At 71.0% G+C, this 16,294-nt stretch carries 12 protein-coding genes; 6 read left to right on the forward strand and 6 right to left on the reverse strand.

Features of this window, described 5'->3' with window-relative positions:
* Positions 1-37 precede the first annotated feature (37 nt).
* A complete protein-coding gene (locus tag QE416_RS09120) occupies positions 38-2,242 on the forward strand; it encodes a LuxR family transcriptional regulator (protein WP_267786335.1) in 2,205 nt (734 codons plus the stop codon).
* A 77-nt stretch (positions 2,243-2,319) separates the two neighbouring features.
* Here QE416_RS09120 and QE416_RS09125 read toward each other — a convergent pair whose 3' ends face one another.
* Both QE416_RS09125 and QE416_RS09130 read right to left on the reverse strand, forming a co-directional pair.
* On the reverse strand, positions 2,320-3,993 hold the full coding sequence (locus QE416_RS09125) for a phospho-sugar mutase (protein ID WP_307315473.1): 1,674 nt from the start codon (positions 3,991-3,993) through the stop codon (positions 2,320-2,322).
* Complete coding sequence (locus QE416_RS09130; protein WP_307315476.1) at positions 3,990-4,823, reverse strand: purine-nucleoside phosphorylase; 834 nt, start codon at positions 4,821-4,823, stop codon at positions 3,990-3,992. Before QE416_RS09130 ends, QE416_RS09125 begins: the two co-directional genes overlap by 4 nt.
* A gap of 129 nt (positions 4,824-4,952) precedes the next feature.
* Here QE416_RS09130 and QE416_RS09135 point away from each other — a divergent pair, with 129 nt between their 5' ends.
* On the forward strand, positions 4,953-6,413 hold the full coding sequence (locus tag QE416_RS09135) for an NAD(P)H-quinone dehydrogenase (RefSeq protein ID WP_307315478.1): 1,461 nt from the start codon (positions 4,953-4,955) through the stop codon (positions 6,411-6,413).
* Positions 6,414-7,105: 692 nt separating this feature from the next.
* Here the strand turns inward: QE416_RS09135 and QE416_RS09140 are convergent.
* Both QE416_RS09140 and QE416_RS09145 read right to left on the reverse strand, forming a co-directional pair.
* Positions 7,106-8,872, reverse strand: a complete 1,767-nt coding sequence (locus QE416_RS09140) for a biotin carboxylase N-terminal domain-containing protein (RefSeq protein WP_307315481.1) — start codon at positions 8,870-8,872, stop codon at positions 7,106-7,108.
* A gap of 77 nt (positions 8,873-8,949) precedes the next feature.
* Complete coding sequence (locus tag QE416_RS09145) at positions 8,950-9,597, reverse strand: nucleoside triphosphate pyrophosphatase (protein ID WP_210072134.1); 648 nt, start codon at positions 9,595-9,597, stop codon at positions 8,950-8,952.
* 153 nt (positions 9,598-9,750) lie between these two features.
* Here QE416_RS09145 and QE416_RS09150 point away from each other — a divergent pair, with 153 nt between their 5' ends.
* From QE416_RS09150 to QE416_RS09165, 4 genes are read left to right on the forward strand one after another with little or no spacing between them, the layout of a single operon-like run.
* Positions 9,751-11,010: a class I SAM-dependent RNA methyltransferase gene (locus tag QE416_RS09150; protein WP_307315484.1), complete on the forward strand. Its 1,260-nt coding sequence runs from the start codon at positions 9,751-9,753 to the stop codon at positions 11,008-11,010.
* Between the two features lie 59 nt (positions 11,011-11,069).
* Entirely contained in the window at positions 11,070-11,738 is a 669-nt protein-coding gene (locus QE416_RS09155) for a response regulator transcription factor (RefSeq protein WP_210072132.1), read from the forward strand.
* A complete protein-coding gene (locus tag QE416_RS09160) occupies positions 11,731-12,987 on the forward strand; it encodes a sensor histidine kinase (protein WP_307315488.1) in 1,257 nt (418 codons plus the stop codon). Before QE416_RS09155 ends, QE416_RS09160 begins: the two co-directional genes overlap by 8 nt.
* On the forward strand, positions 12,984-14,018 hold the full coding sequence (locus QE416_RS09165; protein ID WP_307315490.1) for a hypothetical protein: 1,035 nt from the start codon (positions 12,984-12,986) through the stop codon (positions 14,016-14,018). Before QE416_RS09160 ends, QE416_RS09165 begins: the two co-directional genes overlap by 4 nt.
* Before the next feature lie 325 nt (positions 14,019-14,343).
* On the opposite strand, the gene QE416_RS09170 is transcribed toward QE416_RS09165, so the two are convergent.
* Together QE416_RS09170 and QE416_RS09175 are read right to left on the reverse strand one after the other, a co-directional pair.
* Positions 14,344-14,580: an acyl-CoA carboxylase subunit epsilon gene (locus QE416_RS09170; protein WP_210072129.1), complete on the reverse strand. Its 237-nt coding sequence runs from the start codon at positions 14,578-14,580 to the stop codon at positions 14,344-14,346.
* Positions 14,577-16,166 (reverse strand): acyl-CoA carboxylase subunit beta, encoded by a 1,590-nt coding sequence (locus QE416_RS09175; RefSeq protein ID WP_373458845.1) that lies wholly within the window; start codon positions 16,164-16,166, stop codon positions 14,577-14,579. Before QE416_RS09175 ends, QE416_RS09170 begins: the two co-directional genes overlap by 4 nt.
* Positions 16,167-16,294: the final 128 nt, after the last annotated feature.

Genomic DNA, 16,294 nt, shown 5'->3' on the forward strand with positions numbered 1-16,294 from the left:
GACACGGTGCGGTCCCCGCACGACGGACCGGCATCCGGTGACGGGGGAGGACGATGTCGCCGCTCTGATCGACGCGCTCGCCCACGACATCCCTCTCGTCGTCGACGACCTGGACCTGCTCCCGTACCCGGTGCTGGCCCCGCTCATCGACGCCTTCCGCACGACGCCGACCGTCTTCCTGGCCGCCATGTCGCCTCGTCATGTCGTGGCGTCGGCGAGTGCGGAGCGATGGGAGACACTGCGCCCGATGTTCGATCAGTCCGAGGCCCTCGCCATACCCTTGCCGCCGCTGTCTCTGCGCGAGACGGCGGATCTCGGCGATGCCTTGCGCACGGCCCGCTACGGGGCCGATCGCGCGGACGACGCCTGGCACATGGCGCTGCACCACCTCAGCGGGGGGAGCCCGGCCCTCGTGCGCGAGATCGTCGAGGCGGCGGCGGCCCGCGGGCGTCTTCATGCGCTTCTCCCGATCGATCCCCAGACTGACGCTCTCCCGGGGGCGGTCGTGGCATCCGCGATGAAGATGCTTGCTCCCCTGGACGCTCGTGAGCGACGGATCCTCGCGGCCCTGGCCGAGCTCGGGCCCGTGCCCAACGGGCATCTCGGGTCGATCGTTGCCTCTGACGTCCTTGCGCGGCTGCACGACGGCGGCCTGCTGTCGGCGGGGGCGGATCCCAGTACCTCCGCCGTGAGCGGTGTGATCGCGCGGATGGTGACCGATTCGAGCGATCTCGGCAATTTCGACGACGAGCGGCGAGCGCTGGCGCGAGAATTGCTCCTTCTCTCCCGGCACTCGTCGCGTCTGACGCCGGGGGAGGAGAAGTTCTGCGCGCGGTGGGCCGACGCCGCGGGCGACGCGTCGCTCGAGAAGGCCCTCGCCCGGATTCTTCCGCGGGCAGCGCTTGCGCTCGCGCGGTCGAGTTCGCCCTGTGAGGCCCTGCCCGTCGCGGAAAGAGTGCTCGAGGCGAAGCCCGATGCGACCGCGTTCTCCGCGCTCATCCTCGCCCGCGTCGCTCTCGGGGAGTACTCCGAGGCCGAACGTCTGCTGGATCACTACCCCGTTCCCACGACGAAGGAGGAGCGCGAGGGGGCTCTCCACGTGCACGTGAGCGTCCTGTTCGCCACCTGCACGGGGATCGACGCGGCCCTGGAGCGGCTGCGGACCTTGGCCGACTGGGCCCCTGACGACGAGGCATGGCGGCTTCGGCTGGAGTGCTCGGTCAACGCCCTGTCGTTGTCCAGCGGGTCGGCCCCCGATCTTCCGGACGACCTGACCATGCTGGACCCCCACGCGGACGAGGAGACGGTCAGTCTGACCGAGGCGTGTCAGGCGGCCTTCGAGGCCTCGCGCGGCGACAGCGCGAGAGTGCACGAGCTCCTGCACCGACGGCATCAGACGCACGGGATGGATGTGGAGTCCAACTTCACGGTCTTCCGGCTGCACGCCTTCGCCCTGATGATGCTCGGAGAGGATCTGGACCTGGTCCAGAGGGCCACGCGGCGTCGCCTGCTGGTCGCACGGTGGGAGGACCGGCAAGACGATGTGGCGCTGCTCGCTCTCACGGACGCGTCGATCCAGGTCATCCGGGGTCGACCTGCGGACGCCCTGCTGAGCCTGGGACTCATCGACGGGAGCCCCACGGAGCCGGTACGCATCTGGTGCGAGGTCGTCCGCGCGGCGGCGCTCGTCGTCAACGGCGATCTCGTGCACGCCGCCGCCGCCATCGAGCGTATCGACGCCGTCTCCGAGGACTGGGGTCGTGGGGGGTTCGGTGCCGTTCGCGACACCGTGTGCGCGCTGTTCGACGCCGCGAGTCGTCGGCCGCTCGCGGCCGCTGCGCGAGCGGAACGGGTGCTCGAACAAGCCCAGCGGACGATGCCGATCCTCGTGCCCGTGCTCCTGCGCTTCCAGTTGCAGAGCGGAGTCCCGGCCGAGGAGGTTCTCGAGCGTGCCGAGCTCCTCACCCAGCAGCTCGACATCGCCTCGCTGCACGCCTTCGTGGACGAGTTGCGAACGATGACCGGACGCGACGTGGCGCGCTTGGAAGTGTTGACCGCGCGCGAGAGGGAGGTCGTCCAGTTCGCCGCGTCGGGGTTCTCGAACGCCGAGATCGCCGCTCGCCTGAGTCTGTCGGTCCGAACCGTTGAATCCCACCTGCACCACGCGCGAACACGACTGGGGATGGGGCGTTACGAGAGGTTCTCGTCCGTGCCCGCCTCACTGGCGGCCGGCAGCCGCTGAGTCGACGGCGCCTACGGGGCGCACGCCGACCGACGTCGTCGTCCCGCGTCCGTGATCCGGACGCGGGACGACGCTCGTCAGCTACGTGCGGCGACGAGCAACTCCTCGGCGCCGGCGCGCAGCGCCGTCAGACGACGATTGGCCTTCTTGGCCGAACCCGCGTGTACATCGAGGTACAGCTTGAGCTTCGGCTCGGTGCCGCTGGGGCGAACGATCAGGCGCGAGCCGTCCTCGAGCCACAGGCGCAGCACGTCGCCGGGCGGCAGCCCGTCCACCCCGAGGAGCAGATCGTCGATGCGGCTCACGCCGACCTCGCCGACCGCGACGGGCGGATGAGCACGCAGGGATGCCATGATCCCGGCGATCTCGCTCACATCGGTGACCCGGATCGAGATCTGGTCGCTCGCAAAGGCCTCGAACGTCTCCCGGAACTCACGGAGCAGGTCCGCGACGGTCCGGCCCTGGGCTCGGGCGTCGGCGGCCATGCCCAGCAGTGCGATCGCGGCGGAGATCCCGTCCTTGTCGCGGACGACGTCGGGGTTCACGAGGTAGCCCAGCGCCTCCTCGAAGCCGAAGACGATCCCCGGTGCACGCGAGATCCACTTGAACCCGGTGAGCGTCGCGCGGAAGTCGAGACCGTAGTGCTCGGCCACCGCCTGCAGACCGGGCGACGAGACGAGAGAGCAGGCCAGAGTGCCGCCCGTTCCGGCCGAGGCCGCGGCGCGCGCCGCACGCCAGCCCAACAGCAGACCGATCTCGTTGCCGCTCAACCGGCGCCATCCGCCCTCGGTCTCGGCATCCGGGATCGCGACGGCGAGGCGGTCGGCATCCGGATCGTTCGCGATGACCAGCTCGGCGTCGGACACCCGCGCCGTCTCGAACGCGAGGTCCATCGCGCCGGGTTCCTCGGGATTGGGGAAGGCCACCGTCGGGAAGCGTCCGTCGGGGTGGATCTGCGCCTCGACGAGCACCGGCGCGGGGTATCCGGCCTGCGTCAGCACGCGCGAGAAGGTCTCCCATCCCACGCCGTGCATCGCGGTGTACGCCCAGCGCAGTCCCGAGGCTCCCGCGGGCGCCGGGGCCACCTCGGCGGTGGACGCGATGTACGCCTCGACGACGGACTCGGGGGCGTTGGCGTACCCGACCGAGCGCGGTAGCACCGTGACGTCACCGGCGTCGGCGATGCGCTGGATGTGGGCGGCGATCTCGGCGTCGGCCGGCGACACGATCTGAGCGCCCTGGTCGTCGCCGCCGAGGTAGACCTTGTACCCGTTGTCGTCCGGCGGGTTATGGCTGGCGGTGACCATCACGCCGGCATCGGCGCCCAGGTGCCGCACCGCGAAGGCGAGTACGGGAGTGGGCAGCAGTCGGGGCAGCAGGATCGCATTCAGGCCCGCCCCGGCGAAGATCTCGACCGAGTCGCGCGCGAACACGTCGGAGTTGCGCCGACCGTCGTAGCCGACCACGACGGTCGGCGCCTCGCCGGACGAGCGCTCGTTCAGGTACGCGGCGAAGCCCGCGGCGGCCTGGGCCACGAGCACACGGTTCATGCGGTTCGATCCCGCCCCGAGAGTGCCGCGCAGCCCGGCGGTGCCGAAGGCCAGACGGGTCGCGAAGCGGTCCTCGAGGTCGGCGGTCGCCTCGGCATCCCCGCCCTCGACGCGTGCGATGAGCTGTGTCAGCTCGTCACGGGTCACGGCATCCGGGTCCTGCGCGAGCCAGGCGCGGGCGGCGGACAGGTACTCGCTCACAGCGAGCCGATCACGCGGGCCAGCAGCGCCGAGATGACCGGCTCGGCCTCGCGGCCGGCTTCGAGCACCTCGGCGTGGCTGAGCGGGGTCTGCTGGATGCCGGCGGCCAGGTTCGTGATGAGCGAGAAGCCGAGGATCTCCATGCCCGCCTGGCGTGCCGCGATGGCCTCGAGGGCCGTGGACATCCCGACGATGTGGCCGCCGATGGCCTTGGCCATCTGCACCTCGGCGGGGGTCTCGTAGTGGGGCCCTCGGAACTGCGTGTAGACGCCCTCGTCGAGCGTGGGGTCGATCTCGCGCGCGATCGCGCGCAGGCGCTTGGAGTACAGGTCGGTGAGGTCGACGAAGGTCGCGCCCTCGAGCGGCGAGTCGGCGGTGAGGTTGATGTGGTCGCTGATGAGCACGGGTTGACCGGGCTTCCACGTCTCGCGGATGCCGCCGGCCCCGTTGGTGAGGATCATCGTGGTCGCGCCCGTCGCCGCGGCCGTGCGCACGCTGTGCACGACCCGTCGGACGCCGTGGCCCTCGTAGTAGTGCGTGCGCGCGCCGATGACGAGCACGTTCTTACCGCCCGGGGTGCGGACGCTGCGGAGCGTGCCGACGTGCCCCTCGAGAGCGGGCTTGCTGAAGCCGGTGACCTCGGTGGCCGGGAACGACGCCGTCTCTTCGCCGATGAGTTCGGCGGCGCGGCCCCAGCCCGACCCGAGGGTCACGGCGATGTCGTGGTGCTCGACGCCCGAGAGACGGGCGATGTCGGCCGCTGCGGCCGTGGCGACCTCGAACGGGTCGACCGCCGGGTCATCGAGCGGGTGAGAAGTGCTGTTGGACATTCCCCCACTCTAGAAACTGCGGGGCCCGCGGGCCAGACGGCAGGCAACCGTGTCGATCGTGTCGGGCGGGCCGGGCGGGCGGGCCGGGCGGGCCGAGTGGCGCATCGGCACCCACCCGGCGCTGACAGAATGGATGCCATGGTGCAGAGCTTCGAGCGCAAGCAGTCCGTCGCGATCGTGGGCGGCGGCCCCGGCGGGTACGAGGCCGCTCTGTCGGCGGCCCAGCTCGGTGCCGACGTCACCCTCGTCGAGCGCGCCGGCGTGGGCGGCTCGGCCGTCATCACCGACGTCGTGCCCTCCAAGACCCTCATCGCCACCGCCGATGCGGCCGTCGCCATCCGCAACGCCAGCAGCCTCGGCGTGCAGCTGTTCGCCAAGGACGACCGGGGCAAGCCCCTGACCCCCGAGGTCGCGATCAACCTCGCCGCCGTCAACCAGCGTCTGCTGTCCCTCGCCCGTCAGCAGTCCGACGACATGCGCTCCTCGCTCCTCGAGGCGGGCGTGCGCATCATCTCCGGCCACGGCCGGCTCGACGGCAACGGCGCCGTGGTCGTCTCGACCGAGGCCGGCGGCACGGACTTCGATCGCATCGAGGCCGAGACCCTCGTCGTCTCGGTCGGTGCCTCGCCCCGGGAGCTCCCCTCGGCCCAGCCCGACGGCGAGCGCATCCTCACGTGGACGCAGCTGTACAACATGAAGTCGGTGCCCTCCCACCTGATCGTGGTCGGCTCGGGCGTGACGGGTGCGGAGTTCGCCTCGGCCTACATGAACCTCGGCGCGAAGGTCACGCTCGTCTCGAGCCGCGACCAGGTGCTCCCCGGTGAGGATCAGGATGCCGCGGCCGTCCTCGAACGCGTCTTCCAGCGCGGCGGCATGACGCTGCTGTCGAAGGCGCGGGCCGATTCGGTCGTGAACACCGGCGACGGGGTGGTCGTCACCCTCGCCGACGGACGCACGATCGAGGGCAGCCACTGTCTCATGGCGGTCGGCTCGATCCCCAACACCGCCGGCCTCGGTCTCGAGCAGGCGGGCGTGCAGATGACCCCGTCGGGGCACATCCGCGTCAACCGCGTCGCCCGCACCTCGGTGCCCAACATCTACGCCGCCGGCGACTGCACGAACTTCTACCCCCTGGCATCCGTCGCCTCGATGCAGGGCCGTCAGGCCATCTTCCACGCGCTGGGCGATGTCGTCATCCCGCTCGAGACCCGCCGCATCACCGCGAACATCTTCACCGCGCCCGAGATCGCCACGGTCGGCTTCAGCGAGCAGGACGTCATCGAGGGGCGCATCGCCGGCAAGGTACGCAAGCTCCCGCTCTCGGCGAACCCCCGCGCCAAGATGCAGGGCATCACCGACGGCTTCGTCAAGCTCATCGCCCGCGAGGGCAGCGGCACCGTGATGGGCGGCGTGATCGTCGGCCCCAAGGCGTCGGAGCTCATCTACCCGATCGCGATCGCCGTCGAGCGCCGCCTGACCGTGGACCAGGTCGCGCGCGTGTTCGCCGTGTACCCCTCGCTCACGTCGAGCATCACCGACGCCGCCCGCGCCATGCACATCGTCGACCGCGACGACCCCGGCGAGGACTGAGCGGTGCGGATGCCGTGGGCTTACGGCATCCGTCGTCGGGTGGTCGTCCCGCGGGCTCTGGCTGACGCATAAACGCTTCCTGCGCACGGAAACGCATTGTGCTCGTGTTTCTGCGTGGGGATCGCGTTTCTGCGTGGGGGAGAGGCCCCGGCGACGACTGAGCGCGGATGCTGTGGGCTAGCGGCATCCGTCGTCGGGTGGTCGTCCCGCGGGTTCTGGGCGACGCATAAACGCTTCCTGCGTGCGGAAACGGGTTGTGCTCGTGTTTCTGCGTGGGGAAAGCGTTTCTGCGTGAGGGAGAGGCCCCGGCGACGACTGAGCGCGGAGGCTGTGGGCTAGCGGTATCCGTCGCCGGGTGGTCGTCCCGGGGGGGCGACGCATAAACGCTTCCTGCGCACGGAAACGCGTTGTGCTCGTGTTTCTGCGTGGGGATCGCGTTTATGCGTGGGGGAGAGGCCCCGGCGACGACTGAGCGCGGAGGCTGTGGGCTTGCGGCATCCGTCGCCCGGTGGCCGTCCCGAGGGGTTTGGCTGACGCATAAACGCTTTCTGGGCACGGAAACGTGTTGTGCTCGTGTTTCTGCGCGCGGAGAGCGTTTCTGCGTGAGGTGGGGCGACGGGGGACGACGCCGGAGACGAACGACGGCGCCGCGCCCCCGAGGGAGCGCGGCGCCGGTCGATCGGAGCGCGACGTCAGCTGATCAGCAGCAACTGGTGACCGGCCGAGACGGTGGTGCCGGGGGCGGCGTCGATGCCCGCGACCGTGCCGTCCTTGTGGGCCTGGATCGGCTGCTCCATCTTCATCGCCTCGAGCACGACGACCAGGTCGCCCTTGACGACCTGCTGGCCCTCCTCGACGGCGACCTTGACGATCGTGGCCTGCATGGGCGACTTGACCGCGTCTCCGGTGGCTCCGGCGGTGGGCGACGCCCCGTGCGAGCGGCGCGTGGGGGGAGCGACGGCCGGGCGGCCCACCTGGGGAGCGGCAGCGGTGATGCGGTCGGGCAGGCTCACCTCGAGGCGCTTGCCACCGACCTCGACGACCACGGTGTGGCGGCCGGGTGCGGCGGCGGGAGCTTCGAGCTCGCCGTCCCACGCGGGAATGTCGTTGACGAACTCGGTCTCGATCCAGCGCGTAAAGACGCCGAACTCGCCGTCCTCAGCGGTGAAGGCGGGGTCGCGAACGACCTTGCGGTGGAAGGGGATCACGGTCGGCATGCCGGCGACCTCGAACTCGTCGAGGGCGCGGCGGGCGCGCTCGAGGGCCTCGGCGCGGTCGCGACCGGTGACGATGATCTTCGCCAGCAGAGAGTCGAAGGCGCCCGAGACGCTGTCGCCGGCGGTCACGCCGGAGTCGAGACGGATGCCGGGACCGCCGAACGTCTTGAAGACGTGGATGGGGCCGGGCTGAGGCAGGAACCCGCGGCCCGGGTCCTCGCCGTTGATGCGGAACTCGATCGAGTGGCCGGTCGGCGCGGGGTCGTCGTAGCCGAGCTCCTCGCCCTCGGCGATGCGGAACTGCTCGCGCACCAGATCGATCCCGGTGACCTCCTCGGACACGGGGTGCTCGACCTGCAGGCGCGTGTTGACCTCGAGGAACGAGATGGTGCCGTCCGCGCCGATGAGGAACTCGCAGGTGCCCGCGCCGACGTAGCCGACCTCTTTCAGGATGGCCTTGGATGCCGAGTACAGCACCGCGTTCTGCTCGTCGCTGAGGAAGGGGGCCGGGGCCTCCTCCACCAGCTTCTGGTGACGGCGCTGTAGCGAGCAGTCGCGGGTCGAGACGACGACGACGTTGCCGGCGGCATCCGCGAGGCACTGGGTCTCGACGTGCCGCGGCTTGTCGAGGTACTTCTCAACGAAGCACTCGCCGCGACCGAAGGCGGCGACCGCCTCGCGCGTGGCCGACTCGAACATCTCGGCGACCTCGTCGAGCTCGCGGGCGACCTTGAGCCCGCGGCCGCCGCCGCCGTATGCGGCCTTGATGGCGATGGGCAGGCCCACCTGCTCGGCGAAGGCGATGACCTCGTCGGCACCCGAGACGGGGCCGGGGGTTCCGGGGGCCAGCGGTGCGCCGACCTTCTCGGCGACGTGACGCGCCGTGACCTTGTCGCCGAGGGCCTCGATGGCATCGGGGGAGGGGCCGATCCACACGAGGCCGGCGCCGATCACGGCGCGGGCGAAGTCGGCGTTCTCGGCGAGGAAGCCGTAGCCGGGGTGGACGGCGTCGGCGCCGGAGCGGCGGGCGACCGAGAGGATCTTCTCGATCGACAGGTAGGTGTCGGCACTCGTCGCCCCGTCCAGGGCGTACGCCTCGTCGGCGAGGCGGGTGTGCAGAGCGTCACGGTCCTGATCGGCGTAGACGGCGACGGAGGCCTTCCCCGAATCACGGGCGGCGCGGATGACTCGGACGGCGATCTCGCCGCGGTTGGCGACAAGGACCTTGGCGATCTTCGGCATCCTCCCAGCCTAGCGAGGGGGCACCCCTGCTTTTTGACCCTCCTCGACAAGAAACGCCGAAAAACGTGTGGGGGAGTCTACGAACGGTTCCACAGCGCGGTCCACGAACCGCCGAGTTCCCGCACGAGACGACGAATGGTTGACAGCGACATCCCGACCACCGTGGAGGGGTCGCCCTCGACGCGCTCGATGAAGGCGCCGCCGAGGCTGTCGACCGTGAAGGCCCCCGCCACGAGCAGAGGCTCGCCGCTGGCGACGTAGGCGGCGATCTCGTCCTCGTCGACGTCGTCGGCGAAGGTCACCGACGCCTCCGCCACGGCGTGTGCCTCACGCGGCTCGCTGCCGGGGGAGAGGCGGAACACGCTGTGGCCGGAGTGCAGCACGCCGGTGCGCCCGCGCATGTCGAGCCAGCGTGCGGTCGCCGCCTCGGGAGTGTAGGGCTTGCCGAGGATCTCGTCGCCGAGCGCGAACATGGAGTCGCCGCCGATGACGAACCCGTCGAAGTCGGGCTCCTCGGCGTGCAGTCGCCGGGCGACGTCCTCGGCCTTGCGGCGCGCGAGCAGCAGGACGTGCTCCGTCGCGGGAAGACGTCGCCCCTCGGCGGCCTCGACCTCGGCGACCACGGCCTCCTCGTCGACCTGCGGTGCGCGCGCTTCGGGCTCGATCCCCGCCTGCCGCAGCAGCATCAGGCGGGCGGGAGAGGTGGATGCCAGGCACACGCGCATACGACAACGCTACCCACGAGCGCGCTCGGCGTCGGCGGTTCGCGCCGGCTCGCGACCCCGTCGGCGCGGGCGCGAGCCCTTTTCGGCGGCCTCGGCGCGCTGTCTCGCCCGACCGCCGGGTGCTCTCCCGGCCGCATGTGACAGGCTCGGAGCATGCACGACGGCGACCTCATCGAACTCGACATCACCGGTATCGCCCACGGCGGTGTGTTCGTCGGGCGGCACGAGGGGCGCGTCGTCTTCGTATCCGACACGCTGCCGGGCGAGCGCGTCCGCGCGCGGCTCACCGACACGCGCAAGAAGGCGTTCTGGCGCGCCGAGGCCGTCGAAGTCGTGGATGCCGCTGCCGAGCGTCGTCCGCACGTGTGGCGTTCGGCCGGCATCGACGTCGATCCCGCGGAGCGCGTGGGCGGTGCCGAGTTCGGCCACATCGACCTGTCGCATCAGCGCGTGCTGAAGGAGCGCGTCGTGCGCGAGGCGATGGAGCGCGTCGGCCGCCTCGAGCTGCCGATCGATCTGCGTCCCGCCGGAGATGCGGATCGCCCCGAGACCGCCGATGGAACCGGATGGCGCACGCGCGTGAGCCTCCACGTCGACGACGAAGGTCGCGTCGGCGCGTACGCCGCACGCTCGCACCACGTCGTCGAGACCCCCGACCTCCCCCTCGCGACCGAGGCGATCGCCCGCGCGGCCGCCGAGGTCCGCGCGGGAGCACGGCCCGGGCGCATCGACCTCGTCCAGCCGACCGACGGACGCGTCCGCGTGCTTCCCCGTCCCGACGGCGAGCGCTCGAGCGCCGCACCCGAGGTCGTCGAAGAGATCGTGGGCGAGCGCGTCTTCCGGGTCGATGCCGGGGGTTTCTGGCAGGTGCACCGCCTCGCCGCGCACACCCTGACCTCTCTCGTGAAGACGGAACTGCACGCCTCGGTGGGCGAGCTCGACCCCGAGGCGATGCACCTCGACCTCTACGGCGGGGTCGGGCTCTTCGCCGCATCCCTCGCCGAGCTGGGCGGGGCGTCCACGCGCGTGGTCAGCGTGGAGTCCGACCCCCGTGCGACGGAGCACGCCGGAGAGAACCTCGCCGAGTGGGTCGGCGCGCGCGCCGAGACCGCGCGGGTCGACCGCTACGTGAAGACCCTCGCCGCCGGTGCGTCGGAGCGCGAGCGCGCGCGCCTGGAGCGCGGCGTCGTGCTGCTGGATCCGCCGCGTGCGGGTGCCGGCCGCGCGGCGGTGGAGGGCATCGCCGCGCTCTCTCCCTCGGCGGTCGTCTACGTCGCGTGCGATCCCGTCGCCCTCGCCCGTGATCTGGCGCTGTTCGCGGAGCTCGGTTATCGGGCGGAGCGTGGCATCCGGGGTGTGGACCTGTTCCCGAACTCGCATCACGTCGAAGCTGTCACGGTCCTGCGCCGCTGACGCGCCGGACCGCGAGAACGCTCCCGCCCCGCCTGCCCCCGCGCCGATACGATGTGGGGATGACGCGCGTCGCCTTGATCGATGACCACGAATCGGTCCGACTCGGGCTGGAGGCCGCTCTCGCGCGCACCGAAGCCACCGAGGTCGTCTTCTCGGGCGCGAACGTCGCCTCGTACCTCTCGTGGAGGCAGGCCGCCGCGGCCACCCCCGCCGACGTCGTCGTGCTCGATCTGACGCTCGGAGACGGCACGACCGTCTCGGAGAACGTCGACCGTGTCGTCCGCGACGGCTCGAGCGTCATCATCCACAGCGTCGCCGACCGCGCTGCGGCGGTGCGCGAGGCGCTCGCCGCCGGAGCCGCAGGGATCGTCAGCAAGTCGTCGCCGACGCACGAGGTGCTCGGCGCCATCAGCACCGTGGCCCGCGGAGAGGTGCTCGACAACGTCGAGTGGGCCAGCGCCGTCGAGGGCGATCGCGAGTTCGCCGACGCGCAGCTCTCGACCCGCGAGCGAGAGGTCCTGCGTCTGTACGCCGCCGGTTTGCCGCTGAAGGCGGTCGCCGATCGACTGGGCGTTGCGTACTCCACCGCCAAGGAGAACATCACCCGCGTCCGCGTGAAGTACGTCGAGGTGGGGCGTCCGGCACCGACCAAGGTCGATCTGCTGCGACGGGCCATGGAAGACGGCATCCTGCAGGACGCACCCGATGACGCTCCACTCCATGGCTGAGAACCATCGGTCCGTGCTCGACGAGGCGTGGGGACGCATCCCGCACACGCGCGAGGGGCAGGCGGAGCAGGGGGCGTTCACGCAGACGCGCATCGAGCGCGTCATCACCCTCATCGTGGGGCCGGGCTCGCTCGTGCTGGGGCTCCAGGCCTTCGTCGCGGCGTTCGGGCCCGGAGACGAGGCCGCCGGGTGGCACATTCCGCTCGTGCTCTCGGTCTTCGTCCCGCTGGTGGCCATGATCGCCGCGTGCACCGTGGGGCGCTTCGCGCGGGTGTTCTCGGGCGTGTTCGCGGTCGTCTTCATGCTCGCGCTGACGCTCTGGCCGGTTGCCACGGCCGGGGGACCCACGCCCGTCCCCACCGAGAACCCGTGGATCTTCTACCTGGTCAACGTCGCCACCGTCGCGACCGTGGTCGCTTTCCCCCTGTCGTTGCAGGTCGTATGGACGGTCGCGGCGCCGCTTCTGTTCGGCGTGGTCCGCCTGCTGCAGGCCGGCGGACGCAGCGAGTTCTTCGTCCCGATCGCCCTGGACGTCTCGTTCGCGCTCATCCTGGGCAGCGTCCTGGTGACGCTCGGCTGGATGTACCGCTCCATCGCCGCGAACGTGGATCAGGCTCGCGCCTCGGCGGTGACCAGCTACGCCGCAGCGGCCGCCACCGCCGCGACGGAGCACGAGCGCGTCGCCGTGGCCGCCCTCATGCACGACAGCGTGCTGGGGGCCCTGCTGGCGGCCGACCGCGCGACCACCCCCCGTGAGCGCACGCTGGCGGTCAGCATGGCCCGCGAGGCGCTGACGCGACTGGCCAACGCCGAGAAGGACTCTCTGGAGGGCAGCGACGAGCCCGTCTCCGCGCTGCGTCTGGCCGAGGACATCGAGGCGTCCGCTCGGGACCTCGGGGTCGATCTGACCGTGGTCCGTCACGTCGACGAGGGCACGCCGTACGTGCCGGGCCGCATCGCGCGCGCGCTCGTCCTCGCGGCGATGCAGGCGGTCGCGAACGCGGTACAGCACGCCGACGCGCAGGGCCTCACCGTGCAATTGACCGGCTATGCCTCGCCGGGGAGCGTCTCGGTGCGGGTGCGCGATACCGGACCCGGTTTCGACATCGCTTCGATCCCGGCCGATCGGCTCGGCATCCGCGGCTCGATCGACGCGCGGCTCGCCGCCGTCGGCGGTCGCAGCGAGATCGACTCCCACGCAGGCGGAACGACCGTGACCCTCGAGTGGGAGAGCGGTGACCGCTGGTGACCGTCCGCTCCATCCTCTCGGTCATCGGCCTGGCCTTCACCGCCTATCTCGCCGCGCGCGGCCTCATCTGGACCTCGCCCGAGACCGTCGTGCGCGGATGGCTGATCGTTGCGGCGCTGGTGATCTACCTCCCCGTGACGTGGTTGTGGATCTTCGCGATCGGTGCCCGCGACAGGCGGGGGCAGTCGTCGTCGGCGACGCGGGCGCGGCTCCCCGCGTGGGGCGTCACCCTCGCCCTCTTCGTCGCGGTGATCGTCTCGAACGCGCCGTTCCTCGCCGTCACCGAGGCCGGTCGCACGCAGCCGTTCGTCACCTGGGTGATCGGCGGCGTCGGTGCGCTCATGACCATCGTCATGGTGCGGCGCCGTCCGATCGTCGCCTGGGTCGGCACGCTGGTCCTGACCGTCTCGACGTCCTTCTGGCTCGGGCCGCTCCAGGCGCTCAGCCTGGGCCTCGTGGGCTCGATCGTCTGGGTCACGGCGGCGCAGCTCGTGACCATCGCCCTCGATCGCGCGGCCCGCGACGCCGAGCACCTCGCGGAGCTCCAGCAGGCGGCATCCGCCTGGCAGGCTTCGCAGAGCGGTCGTCAGCGCGAGCGTCGGCTGCACGTGCAGCGGGCCCTGCAGGCGGCGGGTCCGATCCTCGCCCGCACCATCGAGAACGGCGGCAATCTGCGTGCCGCGGACAAACAGGCGGCCCGGCACGCCGAGGCGAGCCTGCGCGATGAACTGCGCGGAAACCGGCTCCTCGACGACGGCGTCCGCGCCGAGATCGACGCCGCGAGGCGCCGCGGCTCCGCGGTCAGCCTCTTCGACGAGGGGGGTCTGGAGGGGCTCGGTGTCGGCGCCCTGAACGGCATCCGTGCCGAGCTGGCCGAGATCCTCCGCGAGGCGTCGTCGGAGCGGGTGATCATCCGCACGTCGCCGCACCACGAGATCGCCGTGACGATCGTGGGGCGCTCCGCCGGCGACAGCGCCGGGGGAGACGACGATCAGGTCGACCTCTGGCGAGAGATCCGTCGCCCGCGCTGACGGCGACCCGAGGGGTGCCGTTCGCTGATCCGAGAAGACCCCGCGCCGCACACGTCGAACTCGCACCGCGCGCGGCCGGCGGCGGCGACGTGAGGGGGGTCCGTCGGCGCCGCCATGCCCTCCGCGGGGGAAGAGGATGAGGGTGAGGGGCGGCGAATGCGCCAGCCCCTCACCCGGGCGAACGGTTACCCGAAAACCGTCCGCACGGCCGAATCCGGCTCGAGTGAGCGGTCCGACCGAACGCGTGATGCGTTCCAGCTCCTCCAGTATTCGGCAGTGTCTCCCGCCCGTCTGTAGGTATTTCGGGGGACAGTTCGAACAGGTGTCAGCCGGTGAAACCGTGCCATCCCGCGGTGCGGTTCAGCGGGGCGCGCAGGCCCCGCGCCGACAACTCCCAGCGCGAGCGCGGAGTGTCGTCGGGGACGGTGGCGTCGGCCACCTCGCGGACGTACGCGTCGCTGACCACGACGATCGCCGCGGCCAGCTCCTCCTCGGTGGGCGTGCCGCGCACGACCTCCGCCACGAACGGGCGGGGGTCGTCGGTACGGGGGGCGTCGCTCACAGCGGGATGTTCCCGTGCTTCTTCGCGGGCAGGCTCGCGCGCTTGTTGCGCAGGGCCCGAAGCGCCTTGGCGATCGACACGCGCGTCTGCGCCGGCTCGATGATCCCGTCGAGCTCGCCGCGCTCGGCGGCCAGGAACGGGGATGCCACGTTGTAGGTGTACTCGTTCGCGAGGCGCGTGCGCACGGCGGCGACGTCTTCGCCGGCCTCCTCTGCGCGCTTGATCTCGCCGCGGTAGAGGATGTTCACCGCGCCCTGGCCGCCCATGACGGCGATCTCGGCGGTCGGCCACGCGAGGTTGATGTCGGCACCGAGCTGCTTCGAGCCCATGACGATGTACGCGCCGCCGTAGGCCTTGCGCAGGATCACGGTGACCAGGGGCACGGTGGCCTCGGCGTAGGCGTACAGCAGCTTGGCGCCGCGGCGGATGACGCCGGTCCACTCCTGATCGGTGCCCGGGAGATAGCCGGGCACGTCGACGAGGGTCACGATGGGCACCGAGAACGCGTCGCAGAAACGCACGAAGCGGCTGGCCTTCTCGCCCGCGTCGATGTTCAACGTGCCGGCCATCTGCGAGGGCTGGTTGGCGATGATGCCGACCGTGCGCCCCTCGATGCGACCGAAGCCGATCACGATGTTCGGCGCGAACAGCGGCTGCACCTCGAGGAATTCGGCGGCATCCACGATGCCGTCGATGACGGTGTGGATGTCGTACGGCTGGTTCGGGGAGTCGGGGATGACCGTGTTCAGCGAGCGATCGGCATCCGTCGTCTCGAACTCGAACGGGGTGTCGTAGACCGGGATCTCGGCGAGGTTGTTGTCGGGGAGGTAGCTGATGAGGCCGCGGGCGTAGTCGATCGCGTCGTCCTCGTCGTCGGCCAGGTAATGCGCGACGCCCGAGCGGGTGTTGTGGGTGTGGGCGCCGCCGAGTTCTTCCATGCCGACGTCTTCGCCGGTGACGGTCTTGATCACGTCGGGGCCGGTGACGAACATCTGGCTGGTCTTGTCGACCATGATGACGAAGTCGGTGAGGGCGGGGGAGTAGACCGCGCCACCGGCGGCCGGGCCCATGATGATCGAGATCTGCGGGATGACGCCGGAGGCCGCGGTGTTCAGCCGGAAGATCTCGCCGTACTTGCCGAGCGCCACGACGCCCTCTTGGATGCGGGCGCCGCCCGAGTCCAGGATGCCGATGATGGGGATGCCGCTTCGCAGGGCCAGCTCCATCACCTTGATGATCTTGTCGCCGGCGACCTCGCCGAGAGAGCCGCCGAAGGTGGAGAAGTCCTGCGCGTAGACCGCGACCGTCCGACCGTGGATCGTGCCCGTGCCGGTGACGACGGAGTCGCCGTAGGGGCGGGACTTGTCCATGCCGAAGGCGGTGGTGCGGTGGCGCACGTACTCGTCGAGCTCGACGAAGGAGCCGGGGTCGACCAGCATCTCGAGGCGCTCGCGGGCGGTGAGCTTGCCCTTCGCGTGCTGCTTGTCTCGAGCGGCGGCTTCGGCATCGACGACCGCCTCCTGGAACCTGCTGCGGAGGTCCGCGATCTTGCCGGCGGTGGTGAAGAGATCGGGCTGGTCGGTCACGCTTTCCACCCTAGCGACCGCATCGCCGCCCGCGTTGGAGGGTGCGCACAAGCGAATGCGCGGGGTGCTGTGGCATCCGCCTATGCCCCGCCCTGTCGCGCCGCGAAGGAGAACGCAAGCGGATGCCG

This window comes from Microbacterium sp. SORGH_AS_0421, assembly GCF_030818635.1.
Lineage (GTDB): Bacteria > Actinomycetota > Actinomycetes > Actinomycetales > Microbacteriaceae > Microbacterium.